This window comes from Streptomyces sp. NPDC019531 (genome assembly GCF_044903305.1).
GTDB lineage: Bacteria > Actinomycetota > Actinomycetes > Streptomycetales > Streptomycetaceae > Streptomyces.
The window spans coordinates 1-13,381 of record NZ_JBJDQL010000065.1; the positions used below are offsets into that span (position 1 = coordinate 1).

12 protein-coding genes and 1 pseudogene are annotated in these 13,381 nt (G+C 70.2%); 1 reads left to right on the forward strand and 12 read right to left on the reverse strand.

The genetic code is table 11. From position 1 onward, the window contains the following. The 8 genes and pseudogenes from ACI2L1_RS41355 to ACI2L1_RS41390 all read right to left on the reverse strand — a co-directional run. Window positions 1–111 (reverse strand): annotated as a pseudogene (locus ACI2L1_RS41355) (electron transfer flavoprotein subunit beta); the annotation flags it as partial. Between the two features lie 38 nt (window positions 112–149). Then, complete coding sequence (locus ACI2L1_RS41360; protein ID WP_404744628.1) at window positions 150–941, reverse strand: GntR family transcriptional regulator; 792 nt, start codon at window positions 939–941, stop codon at window positions 150–152. Beyond that, a complete protein-coding gene (locus ACI2L1_RS41365; protein ID WP_404744629.1) occupies window positions 934–2,100 on the reverse strand; it encodes an acyl-CoA dehydrogenase family protein in 1,167 nt (388 codons plus the stop codon). Before ACI2L1_RS41365 ends, ACI2L1_RS41360 begins: the two co-directional genes overlap by 8 nt. A gap of 28 nt (window positions 2,101–2,128) precedes the next feature. Further along, a complete protein-coding gene (locus ACI2L1_RS41370; RefSeq protein WP_404744630.1) occupies window positions 2,129–3,322 on the reverse strand; it encodes a CaiB/BaiF CoA transferase family protein in 1,194 nt (397 codons plus the stop codon). Window positions 3,323–3,470: 148 nt separating this feature from the next. After that, window positions 3,471–3,737: a hypothetical protein gene (locus tag ACI2L1_RS41375; RefSeq protein WP_404744631.1), complete on the reverse strand. Its 267-nt coding sequence runs from the start codon at window positions 3,735–3,737 to the stop codon at window positions 3,471–3,473. Between the two features lie 50 nt (window positions 3,738–3,787). Then, entirely contained in the window at window positions 3,788–5,212 is a 1,425-nt protein-coding gene (locus ACI2L1_RS41380) for a FadD3 family acyl-CoA ligase (RefSeq protein WP_404744632.1), read from the reverse strand. Beyond that, window positions 5,209–6,390 (reverse strand): amidohydrolase family protein, encoded by a 1,182-nt coding sequence (locus ACI2L1_RS41385; RefSeq protein WP_404744633.1) that lies wholly within the window; start codon window positions 6,388–6,390, stop codon window positions 5,209–5,211. Before ACI2L1_RS41385 ends, ACI2L1_RS41380 begins: the two co-directional genes overlap by 4 nt. A gap of 38 nt (window positions 6,391–6,428) precedes the next feature. Beyond that, the gene (locus ACI2L1_RS41390; protein ID WP_404744634.1) at window positions 6,429–7,967 is read right to left on the reverse strand and encodes an AMP-binding protein; all 1,539 of its coding nucleotides are present in this window, start codon (window positions 7,965–7,967) and stop codon (window positions 6,429–6,431) included. An 87-nt stretch (window positions 7,968–8,054) separates the two neighbouring features. Here ACI2L1_RS41390 and ACI2L1_RS41395 point away from each other — a divergent pair, with 87 nt between their 5' ends. Next, on the forward strand, window positions 8,055–8,774 hold the full coding sequence (locus tag ACI2L1_RS41395; protein WP_404744635.1) for an enoyl-CoA hydratase/isomerase family protein: 720 nt from the start codon (window positions 8,055–8,057) through the stop codon (window positions 8,772–8,774). Between the two features lie 158 nt (window positions 8,775–8,932). Here ACI2L1_RS41395 and ACI2L1_RS41400 read toward each other — a convergent pair whose 3' ends face one another. Genes ACI2L1_RS41400 through ACI2L1_RS41415 form a run of 4 tightly spaced genes read right to left on the reverse strand, consistent with a single transcriptional unit; the run spans window position 8,933 to window position 13,214 of the window. After that, window positions 8,933–9,691, reverse strand: a complete 759-nt coding sequence (locus ACI2L1_RS41400) for an SDR family NAD(P)-dependent oxidoreductase (protein ID WP_404744636.1) — start codon at window positions 9,689–9,691, stop codon at window positions 8,933–8,935. Continuing rightward, window positions 9,688–10,524, reverse strand: a complete 837-nt coding sequence (locus tag ACI2L1_RS41405; protein WP_404744637.1) for a TauD/TfdA dioxygenase family protein — start codon at window positions 10,522–10,524, stop codon at window positions 9,688–9,690. The genes ACI2L1_RS41400 and ACI2L1_RS41405 overlap by 4 nt, the downstream gene beginning before the upstream one ends. A 30-nt stretch (window positions 10,525–10,554) precedes the next feature. Then, a complete protein-coding gene (locus tag ACI2L1_RS41410; protein WP_404744638.1) occupies window positions 10,555–11,766 on the reverse strand; it encodes a CaiB/BaiF CoA transferase family protein in 1,212 nt (403 codons plus the stop codon). Then, window positions 11,763–13,214: an aldehyde dehydrogenase family protein gene (locus tag ACI2L1_RS41415; protein ID WP_404744639.1), complete on the reverse strand. Its 1,452-nt coding sequence runs from the start codon at window positions 13,212–13,214 to the stop codon at window positions 11,763–11,765. The genes ACI2L1_RS41410 and ACI2L1_RS41415 overlap by 4 nt, the downstream gene beginning before the upstream one ends. Window positions 13,215–13,381: the final 167 nt, after the last annotated feature.

Here is a 13,381-nt window from a genome sequence, read left to right on the forward strand (position 1 = left end):
GGAGAGCAGACCGTCCACGTCGTCCCGGTCGACGGTCAGGTCATCGGCGAAGTGCCGGTCGCCAGTGGCGTCGGGCACGTACTTCACAGTGACAAGAATCCTCAAACTCAACGCCTTCTCCTGATTCTCAAGTGATGGGAACACCCGCGTCAGCGCCCGCTGCGCCGCAGCCGCACGCGATACGAGTAGTGCTCGGGCAGGAAGTGACTGACGGCCAGCTCCACGAGCTGTCCGGCGGCCGACTGGTAGACCCGGTCGATGCGCAGCAGCGCCCGTCCCGGTTCGCAGCCGAGGTGTACGGCGATCCCGGCGCCGGCCGCCGCGACCGAGATGCTCTGCTCGGCCTCGGCGATCGGCTCGGGCAGCCGTTCGTCGAGCAGTCCGATGACGGCGGTGGCGCCCGCGGTACCGGGTTTCGCGAGCTCCGGGACCGACTCCAGCAGCCGGCCGACCTCCGGCGGCAGGAAGACGGAGGTGTGACAGAACGCGGTGTCCTCGTGCAGTCGTAGAAAGGCCACCGTGTGCACCTGGTCGGTGTGCAGACCGAGGCGGCCCGCGGCATCGACGTCGACCCGTCGGTGCAGCGGTGTGACCACGTCCATGCGGGTGTCGATGGACAGGCCCATCAGGTCGTCCACCGAGCCGAACTGGCGCAGGTACTGCTCCTCGCGGGGCGTGGCGAAGGTGCCCCGCCCCGGGACCCGGTGCACCAGACCCTCGGCCACCAGGTCCTGGAAGGCCCGGCGGACGGTCTGTCTGCTGATCCCGAACCGTTGGGCGAGTTCGGCCTCCGTGGGCAGCCGTACGCCCTCCGGGAAGTCCTGACGCAGGATCGCCGCCCGCAGCTCCCGGGCGAGCCGCAGATAAATGCTGTCCCGCTGGGGCTGCTGGGGCTGCTGGGGCTGCATGGTCTGCTGGTTCTGCTGGTTCTGTTCAACCATCGAGGCCGCCCCGCGCCACCAACTGCGCCGCGATCACGTTGCGTTGGATCTCGTTGGTGCCCTCGCCGACGATCATCAGCGGCGCGTCCCGGAAGTACCGCTCCACGTCGAACTCGGTGGAGTAGCCGTAACCGCCGTGGATCCGCACGGCGTTGAGCGCGAGCTCCATCGCCGTCTCGGACGCGAACAGCTTGGCCATGCCGGCCTCCATGTCGACCCGACGCCCCGCGTCCGCCTCCCGGGCCGCGTACAGCACGAGTTGGCGGGCGGCCGTCAGTTTGGTCGCCATGTCCGCGAGGTAGGTGCCGATCGCCTGGTGGCGCCAGATCGGCTTGCCGAAGGTCTCGCGCTCCTGGGCATAGCGGAGGGAGTCCTCAAGCGCGGCCCGCCCCACTCCCAGTGCACGGGCGGCGACTTGGAGGCGCCCGGTCTCCAGGCCCTTCATCATCTGGCCGAAGCCATGCCCCTCCGTCCCGCCCAACAAAGCCTCGGCAGGCGCCCGGTAGCCCTCGAAGCTCAACTCGCAGCTCTCCACGCCCTTGTAGCCGAGCTTGGGCAGATCGCGCGAGACGACCAGTCCTGGACCGTGCTCGGCGAGCAGTACGGAGATGCCGGTGTGGCGCGGCTCGGCGGCCGGGTCGGTCTTGCAGAGCAGCGCGATCAGCCCGGAGCGCCGGGAGTTGGTGATCCAGGTCTTCGCCCCGTCGACGACGTACTCGCCGCCCTCGCGGCGGGCGACCGTGGTGATCGACTGGAGGTCGCTGCCGCCGCTTGGCTCGGTCAGCGCCATGGTCGCGCGCAACTCCCCGGTGGCCATCCTCGGCAGGTACCGCCTCTTCTGCTCCTCGGTCCCGAAGAGCAGCAGCAGCCTGGCGACGACGGTGTGTCCGCCCATCGCCCCGGCCAGGCTCATCCAGCCGCGCGCGAGCTCCTCGGTGACCAGGACGAAGCAAGGGGTGGAGACCGGGTTGCCGCCGTACTCCTCGGGGATCGTCAGACCGTAGACGCCGAGCTCCTTCATCCTCTCGATCAGCGCCTCCGGGTAGGTGTCACTGTGTTCCAGCTCCCGGACGACGGGCCGGACGTCCTTGTCGACGAACTCGCGCACGGTCCGTACGACGAGACGCTCGTCGTCGGAGAGGATGTCCAGGACGCTCATCGCTCGTGATCTCCTCCGGGCCGGGGGCTCAGACGACCGCGTCGGCACGCAGCGCCGCGATGTCATCGCCGCTGCGGCCGAGTTCCGTGAGGATCGCCTCGGTGTGCTCGCCCACCGCCGGGACCGGGTCCATGCGTGCGGGCAGTCCCGCGAGGTCGGCCGGCGGAAGCAGTGCCTCCACCGTGGCCCCGCCGGGGACGGCCACCTCGTGCCAGCGGCCGCGGGCGGCCAGGACCGGGTGGTCGAGGAACGCGGCGACGTCGTTGACCCCGGCGCAGGCGATGCCGATGTCCTCCAGGTCCTTCAGGACCGCCGCCGCGCCGGAGCGCGCGATCCGCTCGGCGACGATCGCGTTGAGCTCCTCGCGGTGGGCGACCCGGTCCGAGCCGGTCGCGAAGCGGGGGTCCTCGGCCAGTCCGGGGCGGCCCAGGAACGTGGAGCAGAGGACGAGCCACTCGCGTTCGTTCTGGATCGAGAAGAGCACGTCGTTGCCGTCGGCGGCCGTGAAGGCGCCGTACGGGGCGATGGTGGCGTGCTGGGTGCCCAGACGTGGCGGCTGACTGCCGCCGTAGCGGGTGTAGTTGGCCGGCTGGCTCATCCACTCGGCCAGTGCCTCGAAGAGCGACACCTCCACGGGGTGGGCCGTGCCGGTGGTGGCGCGCACGTACAGGGCGGTCAGGATGCCGCTGTAGGCGTACATTCCGGCCGCGATGTCGGCGACGGAGATCCCGACCCGCGCGGTCTCCTCGGCGGTCCCGGTCAGTGACACCAGGCCCGTCTGGCACTGCACCAGCAGGTCGTACGACTTGCGGTCGGCCCACGGCCCGTCCGTGCCGTATCCGGAGATCGTGCACGGGATCAGCCGCGGCCAGCGCTCGGTGAGGACGTCCACGCCAAGGCCCAGCCGGTCGGCCGCGCCCGGCGCAAGGTTCTGGACGAAGACGTCGGCGCCGTCGAGGAGCCGGTGCAGGATCTCAAGGCCTCGCGGGTCCTTGAGGTCCAGCGTGAGCGATTCCTTCGAGCGGTTGAGCCATACGAAGTAGCTGGAGTGGCCGTGCACGGTGGTGTCGTAGCGCCGGGCGAAGTCGCCGTCGCCCGGCCGCTCCACCTTGATCACCCTGGCGCCGAGGTCGGCGAGCTGGCGGGTGGTGTAGGGCGCGGCCACGGCCTGCTCAAGACTGACCACCGTGACCCCGGACAGGGGAAGCTGCGGCACGCTCATGCGGCCATTTGTACGGCCAAATCCGAGAGGGTGTCAACGACCCTTCAACCCCCGCTACCTGTGCTCTTCACCACCTCGCGACTGTCGGGCAGGTCACCCTCACCACGAGACCGGCGGCTTTGTACGGCCTTTCTGAAGGGCCGCCGCCTCAGTTCTGACGGCCGGGATGGCACAGCACCAGGACCGCGCGGGCGACGAGCTCTCCGGCCCCGCCGAGCTCCTGTCGGTAGCGGTCCGTGATCTCCCGTACGGTCTCCACGAAGCCGGGGTCGACGGCGCGGGCCCGGGCCGGGGCGGGGAGCTCCTGCGCCATCTCACGGCGGCGCGCGAGCAGCGCGATGATCTCCTCGTCGAGACGCTCTATCCGAGTGAGTGACATGTCTTCCCCCGGGGCGACGGCCTGGTTCGTCGGCACGCTGAATCTCCGTTCTCCTGCGCGAGACGCGCGAAACGCGGCGCTTTCCTTCACAACTGGTCCTTCAACACCTTGCCCGTCGCGCTCAGCGGCAACTCCTCCCGGAACTCGACGGTCCGCGGCACCTTGAAGCCGGCCATCCGCTCCTGGCTCCAGGAGATGAGCTCCTTCTCGGACACCGGAGCGCGCCGCACCACGTACGCCTTGCCGATCTGCCCCAGCCGGACGTCGGGCACGCCGACCACCGCGGCCTGTGCCACCGCCGGGTGTTGGAGCAGGAAGCCCTCGATCTCGGCCGGGTAGGCGTTGAAGCCACCGACCACGAACATGTCCTTCTTGCGGCCGACGATCCTGAGGCGCCCCCGGTCGTCGAGGGTGCCGAGGTCGCCGGTGTGCAGCCGGCCGTCCCCGTCGACGGCCTCGGCGGTGGCGGCGGGGTCGTCGAGATAGCCGAGCATCACGCTGTAGCCGCGCACCAGGACCTCGCCGTCGTCCGCGAGGGAGATCTCGACGCCCTCGCACGGTTTTCCGACGGTGGTGGCGATGTCCTCGAAGGAGTCGCCGGGCCGGGAGGCGGTGACGGTGCCGGCCTCGGTCAGGCCGTAACCGGTCATGATCGACCGGAAGGGCAGTTCCTCGCCGATACGGCGGATCAGCTCGACCGGGATGTCCGCGGAACCGGTCACCGCCGCCCGCAGCGACGACAGATCCCTGCTCCCGCAGGCCTCCAGCAGGGAGTGGTACAGCGTGGGCGGCCCGGGAAGCATCGTCACCTTCTCGCGCTCCACCAGGTCCAGCACGACGTCCACGTCGAAGACGGGCACCGGCAGGATCGTGGCGCCCCGGATCAGCGAGGCGATGAGGCCCGCCTTCCAGCCGAACATGTGGAAGAACGGGTTGACGATCAGATAGCGGTCGCCCTCCCGCAGATCCGCGAGGTCGCACCACTCCGAGAACAGCCGGAGGTTCTGGCCGTGGCTCATCAGGACGCCCTTGGGCCGCCCGGTCGTCCCCGAGGTGAAGATGATGTCGCAGACGTCGGTCCCGCTCACCGCACGCTCGAACGGCGACCCGCTCGCCAGGAAGTCCGACTTGAGGTCGATCACCGGAACACCGGGCGGGCCGGTGAACTCCAGTCCCAGGAAGCCCTGTTGGACGAGCACCGCCTTCGCGCCACTGCGCCCCACGATGTCATGCGCCTCGTCCGCCTTGTAGCGGGTGTTCACCGGCACCAGCACACCGCCGGCCGTCAGCAGTCCGAAGGCCGCGACGATCCACTCGGCGGAGTTGGGCGCCCAGAGAGCCACCCGGTCGCCCTTCTCCAACCCCAGCGAGGCGAACGCGCCCGCGGCCACCCGTACCCGCTCGACGAGTTCGGCGAAGGTCAGGCGCAGCGGGCCGTCGACGACCGCCTCGGCGTCACCGAAGCGGTCGGCCGCGCTCAGCACCATCCCGGGGACCGACTCCCACTTCATGCCGGGATCAGCCTGGACAGGTTCCCGCCCATGATCTTGGCCTGGTCGGTCAGGCTCAGGCCCTGGATGGCGTCGACGTACGACGTCGGCTGGGCGAGCCCCTCCGGGTGCGGGTAGTCGGAGCCGAACAGGATGCGGTCGACGCCCATCAGGTCGACGAGACCGCCCAGGTCCTCCTCGTAGAACGGGCTGACGTGGATGCTGTTCTTGATGGCCTCGACCGGGTTCCCGAGGAACTGCTCCGGCATCTTCTTGTAGACGTCGGCGAGGGTGTCCAGCAGTGGGGCCACCCATGACGAGCCGTTCTCGATCAGCGCGATCTTCAGCTCCGGGAAGCGGAACAGCGCGCCGTGGCACACCCAGGCCGCCACCGCGTCCTGGATCGGCCGCCACTCGCTGACCTGGCGGAACGCGTTCGACTTGAACGGCAGCATCTCGCCGCCACCGCCCTCCCAGTCGGCGGCGTACTTGGCGTACCCGCTGTCCGAGGAGTGCATCGCGACCAGCACGCCGGTCTCCACGACCCGCTTCCAGAACGGGTCGAACTCCTCCAGCGCGAAGGAGCGCGAACCGCCGTACCCCGGCACCGGGGCGGGCCGTACGAGAATCACCTTCGCGCCGCGCTCCACCGCCCAGTCGAGCTCGGCGATCGCCTTCTCGACGATGGGGAGCGTGATCACCGGGGTGGTGAGGATGCGGTCCTTGTAGTTGAACGACCAGGTCTCGTACAGCCATTCGTTGAGCGAGTGGATCACCGCGTGGATCAGCTCGGGGTGGTGCCGCATCCGCTCCTCGATGAGGCTCGCGAGCGTCGGGAACATCAGTGTGCGCTGCACGCCGAGCTCGTCCAACAGCTCAAGACGCGGCCCCGGTTCGCGGAAGGCGGGGATCGAGCGCATCGACTCGCCGAAGATCTCCCGGCGGGACTTCCCGTCCGGGTTGCCCACGCGGAAGTACTCCTCCATGGCACCGGGACGGGCGACCACCTCGAAGGTGGGGTTGGGGATGTAGTCGCTGATCTGACCCAGGATCGCGATCTTCGTACGGCCGCGGACCTGCACGTACTCGATCGCGCCCTCGTACTGCTTGGGGAGGTGCCGGGTCAGGGCCTCCTCGGTCTCGTAGAGGTGGTTGTCCGCGTCGAAGAGCGGATACGGCAGCGCACGGGGCGACGACATGAGACCCTCCTTTGCGTTTTGGGAGAATCGTATTCTCTTCACTTGCGTACGGCAATGTCCTGCCGCAGCCGGAACTTCTGGACCTTGCCGCTCGCGGTGCGCGGGAAGTCGTCGACGCCGTGCAGTTCCTCCGGCCACTTCTGCCGGGCCAGACCGGTGCGTTCGAGGTGGGCGCACAACTCGTCGAGGGTGGGAAGGAGTTGGCCGGGCAGCATGCGGAGGAACGCGGCCGCGTGCTCGCCGAGCCGCTCGTCGGGGGCGGCCACCACCGCGGCCTCCGCGACCCCGAGCAGCCCCAACAGCACTTCCTCGACCTCGGGTGCGCTGATGTTCTCACCGCCCCGGATGATGATGTCCGCCTTGCGGTCGGTGATCGCGAGATAGCCGTCCTCGTCGAGGACGCCGATGTCGCCCGTGCGGTACCAGCCCTCCTCGTCGAAGGTGCTCGCCGTCAGGTCCGGGTCGGTGTAGCCGAGGCACAGGTCGGGGCCCCGGCTCAGGATCTCGCCGTCCTCGGCCAGCCGGATCTCCACACCGGGCAGCGGGTCCCCGTCGGTGAACAGCCGTTTCGCCTCGGGTGCGTTGTGCCGGGACGAGGTGATCGAGGGGTGCTCGGTGCTGCCGTACGCCCGGAAGACATGGATGCCGAGGCCGGCCAGCCGGGTGGTGACGGCGGCCGGGACCGACGAGCCGCCCAGGCCCGCGTACCTCATGTACGGCAGATGGGCGTCGGGGGCGAATCCGGGGTGGTCGAGGAGGCTGGTGATGTAGTACGGCGCCCCACCCCCGATGTGGAGTCCGTGACTGGTCATCAACTCCAGTGCCCGGCCCGGGTCCCAGACGTCCGTGAGGTGGACCGGGGTGCCGTCGAGGACCGGGATCAGGAAGGCGTTGACCATTCCGATGAAGTGGCCCACCGGGGCCGCGGTGAGCTGGTCGCCCCGGTCGGGCGGGTAGCTCGCGGCGAGTTGGCGGGTCTCGTGGCCGAGGGTCTGGTGGCTGTGCACGACCCCCTTCGGGTCGCGGGTGGTGCCCGAGGTGAACGCGATCAGAGCCGGGGCCCTCGGGTCGGCCGGGAGAGTGCCGAGCAGGGGTCTGTCGCTGAGCAGTTCGTCGAAGTCGCGGCCCACCACGCCCACGACCGGGATGTCCGCGCACAGGTCGGGCCGGAACTCCAGTCGTCCGAACCGCTCCGCGGTGACGAACACCTGGGGCCTGACGGAGTCGAGGATGTAGCCGACTTCCTTGCGGCCGTAGAAGTGGACGATCGGCACCACGGCCGTCCCGAGGATCGCCGACGCCCAGAACACCGCCGCCGCCTCCATCCAGTTGGGCAGCTGGAAGGCGACCGTGTCACCGGGGCCCACGCCCCGCTCGTGCAGTCCGGCGGCCAGTCTGCGGGCCGTGTGCTCGATGTCCGCGAAGGTGCCGGACCAGGGGTGGGCGGCCGAGTGGACCCGGAACTCCGTGTCGGGTGCCGCCGCGAGACCCCGGGTCAGCAGATCCCCGATCGTGTCCTGGGTCCACCAGCCCTCCGACTCGTAGCGTTCGACCAGATCTGCGGGGATCCTTCGCATGTCAGTGCTACCTCCAGTGCTGCGGGTCGGCGGCGCATACGTTATTCTCCGATTTGGAGAATGCCAATATCCCTCGGGGGGAGTCACGTGATCGACCTCGACGTGGACCAGGGCCTCGCCGTGGTCACCATCGACCGCCCGCATGCGCGCAACGCCATCTCGCTCGCCACGATGGACGAGCTGGAGAAGGCGCTGGAGGCGGCCGCGGGAGCACGGGCGCTGGTGATCCGGGGCGCCGGTGACCGGGCGTTCGTCTCCGGCGGCGATCTGAAGGAACTCGCCGCGATCCGTACCGAGGAGGACGCGGCGGCCATGGCGTGGCGGATGCGCGGCATCTGCGACCGGATCGCCGCCTTCCCGGCTCCCGTGATCGCCGCGCTCAACGGACATGCCCTGGGCGGCGGGGCCGAGGTCGCCGTCGCCGCCGACATCAGGGTCGCCGCGGACGACATCAGGATCGGCTTCAACCAGGTGACCCTCGCGATCATGCCCGCGTGGGGCGGCGCCGAACGGCTCGCGGCGCTCGTCGGCCGCGGGCGGGCGCTGATGCTGGCGGGTTCGGGCACCGTCATTGATGCCGTCCAGGCACAGCAACTCGGCCTCGTCGACCAGGTGTTGCCGCGGGCGGCCTTCGAGGAGGGCTGGCGCTCCCTGGCCCGCTCGCTCGCCCATGAGCCGGCCGCGGCGATCAAACGCGTGGTCTCGGGCGGCACTTCGCCCGATGAGGCGGTACGGGCCTTCGCACGGCTGTGGGCGGCGGACGCCCACTGGGAGGCGGCGGACAAGGTGATGACCCGCGGGAAGTGAGCGGTACGGGACCTCCCGCGGGCAGCGACCGACAGGAGGCGGCGGTGCGCTTCATCTTCCCCTACCCGGAGACGGGCGGCCCCGACGGCGATGTCCTCGACGCCGGGTCCCTGCCCGCACAGCTGCTGGACCGACTCGGAAACCGCACCGAGTGAACCTCACGTGTTGCGCCCCCCGTTGACTCCGATCACCTGCCCCGTGACGTAGCCCGCCTCCTCGGACACCAGGAACGAGCACGCGGCCGCGATGTCCTCCGGGCGCCCCGGACGCCGTACCGGAGTCAGCTCGGCATGGTGGTCCACCGAGCCGCCCAGGAGCCCGCGCTGCTCCGAGGCGCGCAGCATCGGGGTGTCGACGAAGCCGGGCGGGATGGTGTTCACCGTGATGCCCGCAGGGCCGAGTTCCAGCGCCAGGGCTTTGGTGAAGCCGATGAGACCGGCCTTCGAGGCCACGTAGTGCGTCATGTACGGCTGGCCCGACTGGGCGCTGGAGGAGGAGATGTTGACGATCCGTCCCCAGCCGGCGTCCCTCATGTCGGGCACGACGGCCTGGCAGAAGTAGAACGGGCCGCTCAGGTTCACGGCCATGATCCTGTTCCACCACGCGTCGGTGATCTTCAGGAATCCCTCGGTGCGGGCCACACCGGCGTTGTTGACCAGCACCGACACCGGCCCGCCGAGGATCTCCCGGACCCGCCGCACCGCGTCGTCGACCCGCGCGCGGTCGGACACGTCGACGCCCCCGAACGCGGCCGCCTCGTGCCCCTTCTGCCGTATCTCCTCGGCGACTTGACCGGCCGACTCCTCGTCGAGGTCCAGCACCGCGACGGCGAAGCCGTCCTCGGCCAGCCGCAGGGAGATCGAGCGTCCGATGCCGGACCCGCCGCCCGTCACGATCGCCGTACGCCGCTCGCTCATGCCACCGCCTCCTCGCCGGCCAGGGAGGTGCGGTGCATCAGCCGCGAGGAGGCCCTTCCGTAGGGCAGGGCCCGGTGCAGCATCCCGGTGTTGTCCCAGATGACGAGGTCGCCCTGACGCCACCGGTGCCGGAGCGTGAACTCCGGCCGGGTGGCCCGCTCCAGGAGATGGTCGAGGAACGCGCGCCCCACATCGGCCGGCCGGCCCACGACCTCACCCGCCGTCGCCCCGATCAGCAGGGACCTGCGGCCGTCGGCGTGCGTCCAGACCAGGGGATGCTCACGCGCCGGATTCCGGTCCCAGGCGGCCCGCTCCCTCGGCGACGGATCAGGGGTCACCAACAGCTGCGAGGCCGCGAAGCTGTGCACCACCCGCACGCCCTCCAGCTCCTGCTTCTCCGCGTCCGACAACGCCTCGTACGCGGCGAAGGTGTTGGCGAACTCGGTGTCGCCGTCCCCGTCGTCAGAAATATGACGCGCCGTCAGAAGGGTTGCGCGGTCCGGGATTTCACTCGTCGTCCCGTCGATGTGCCAGTGGAAGGTGCTCTCGCGGTAGGCGGCCAGCGGGCTCTTCGACGGATCGCGGGTGATGCGCTGGATCTCCTTGTGGCTCGGGTGACCGCCCATCGGCAGCGGCACGACCTCGCCGAGCAGCCTGCTGAACGCGACCAGATCGTCGTCGTCGATGTCGGCCTCGCGGTAGATCACCACCCCGCGCCGCTCCAGCGCGGACCGGCACTCCTCCGCCACGGACTTGTCGACCAGGCGGCTGCCCGACAGACCGGTGATCTCGACACCGGTCGTCGGGGTGGGTTCGGTGACGGTGACTGCCATGTACGTTTCCTTTCTCCCGCCGAAACGGCTTCAGGTCACCGCTCCCGCGGCCTTCAGCTCTGCGATCCGCGCCCAGTCGAGGCCCAGTTCCAGCAGCACCTCCTCGGTCTGCGCGGCGAACTCCGGCGCCGGGCCGAGCTCCGGGGCCCGGACGTCGAACTGCACCGGACTCGCGGCGAGTTCGAGCTCACCGGCGCGGACCAGGTACTCGTTCGCCCGGACCTGGGCGTCCGACCCCACCTGCAGCGAGTCCTGGACGGGGGCCCAGGGGCCGGCCAGCGTCGCGAAGCGCTCGCTCCATTCGGCGAGCGTGCGGCCCGCCAGCACCTCGCGCAGGATCTTCACGGCCTCCTCGGTGTGCGCGACGAGGTCCTCCGCCGTGGCGAAGCGCGGATCCTCCGCCAGTTCGGGCCGGTCGATGTGCCGGCACACATCGGCCCAGAACTTGCCGGGCTGCATCATGACGAAGGCCAGATGGCGGCCGTCGGCGGTGCGGTACAGCCCGGACAGCGGGTTGGTGGGGGAGCCGTGGCCGCCGAGCGGTGGGGCGACCATGGGCCTGTCGAGATGCATGGAGAGGGCGACGCCGTGCCCCAGGGCCCACACCCCGCTGCCGAGCAGGGAGACGTCCACGACCGACGACTCACCGGTGCGCTCCCGCTTCAGCAGTGCGGCCGCGATCCCCCCGGCGAGGTTCGTCCCGGAGATCGTGTCCCCGTAGGCGGGGCCCGGGGGCGGGATCATGCCGTCCACGCCGGGCGGGGTCAGACTGGCCGCCGTGCCCGCCCGGGCCCAGAAGGCGGTCATGTCGTAACCGCCCTTGTCCGCCTCCCGGCCGCGTGGTCCCAGCGCGCTGCCCCGGGCGTACACGATCCTCGGGTTGACCGCGCGGATGTCGTCCACGTCGATGCCGAACTTCCGCCGCGCCTCGGGCAGGAAGCTGGTCAGGAACACGTCCGAGCGCCGGACGAGGTCGTACAGCACCTCCCGGCCCTCGGGGCGTGCCATGTCCAGGCCGAGGCTGCGCTTGCCCCGGTTGGCGTGCTCGACGTTGGGGTTCGGATCGCCCTCCACCTTGAACGCCCCGGTCTGCCGCAGCCCTCGCTGCGGGTCACCGCGCACCGCGTGCTCGACCTTGACCACGTCGGCGCCCCAGTCGCAGAGCACGGCTCCGGCCGACGGCACGAAGCCGTACATGGCGACTTCGAGGACGCGTATGCCATCCAACGGCCCTGCGCTCACACGACCACCTCGCCGAACGTCTTGCGCTCCATGAACTCCTCCAGTCCGTCGGTGCCCTTCTCCCTGCCGATCCCGGACTGCTTGTAGCCCCCGAACGGGGTGTCGGCGAAGAAGTAGTTGCCGCCGTTGACGCTGAACGTGCCGGTGCGGATCCGCCGCGCGAGCGCCAGCGCCCGCTCCCGGTCGGCGCCCATGACCGCGCCGGACAGCCCGTACACCGAGTCGTTCGCGATCCGCACGGCGTCGTCCTCGTCGTCGTACGGCAGCACCACGAGGACGGGTCCGAAGACCTCCTCCTGCGCGAGCTCGCTCTTCGGATCGACGCCCTTGAGCAGGGTCGCCGTGTAGAAGAACCCCGGGTCGACCCGTTTGCCGCCGGTCACCAGCGTGGCGCCCGCCGCGACCGCCCGCCGGACCATGCCGTCCACCTTGTCCCGCTGCCGTTCGCTGATCAGCGGGCCCATGTACGTCCGGGGGTGCGCGGGATCGCCGTACCGCACCCGGTCGAGCGCGCCCGCGACCCGCTCGACGATCTCGTCGTGCCGGTGCCGCGGCACGAGCATCCGGGAGGTGATCGCACAGCTCTGGCCCGCGTGCAGACAGATCATGTACGCCGCGTAGCGCGAGGCGGCCGCGAAGTCGGCGTCGGCCAGGACGATCAGCGCCGACTTGCCGCCGAGTTCGAGGAAGACCCGCTTCACCGTCGCACTCGCGGCGGCCATGATGCGGCGCCCGGTGGCGGTGGAGCCGGTGAAGCTGACCATGTCGACCGCGGGGTGGGTGGTGAGCAGCTCGCCGACGGCCGCGTCGGAGGAGGTCAGGACGTTGACCACGCCCGGCGGGATGTCGGTGTGCTCGGCGATCAGCTCACCCAGGGCGAGGGTGATCAGCGGGGTGTCCGGGGCGCCCTTGAGGACGACCGTGCAGCCGGCGGCGAGGGCGGGCGCCAGCTTGGCGAGGGCCAGCTGGGTCGGGTAGTTGTACGGCACGATCGCCGCGAGGACCCCGCCCGCCTCCTTCTCCACCCAGCGGTGGTGGCGCTGCCCCTGGTACTCGACCACGCCGAGATCCTCGGTCAGGGGATGGGTGCGCAGCAGGTCGGCGTAGTAGCGGACCAGCTCCACCGGCTCGTCGAGCTGCTGGCCGTGGGTGAGCAGCCGGGGCGCGCCGACCTCGGCGATCGTCAACTCCCGCAGCTCTTCGAGGTGTTCGGTGAGCGCACGGTGGAGCTGGTCGAGGCAGTGGACGCGGAACTCCCGGTCCGTCGACCAGCTCGTGGTGTCGAAGGCGCGCCGGGCCGCGGCGACGGCGGCCTCGGTCTGCGCTGCCGTGGCGTCCGGAGCGCTGCCGAGGACATCGCCGGTTGCGGGGTTGAGCGTGGTGAACGTCCGCTCGGCGGACACGAGTTGTCCGTCGAGGAGCAGACGCCGTGTGTGCGGGAGTGGCATCGCGTTCCCTTCCCGACCGTGAAAACGTGATTCTCGAAAAACGAGATCCAGTTCCGAGTTCGCTGAGAACCATACCTCTAGCCCTGGCGGCCGTCACGACCTCGATCGCATCTCCCCGGGGATGTCAGGCAGTGACATGAAGTCGAGACGGGGGCCTTCCGATTCGC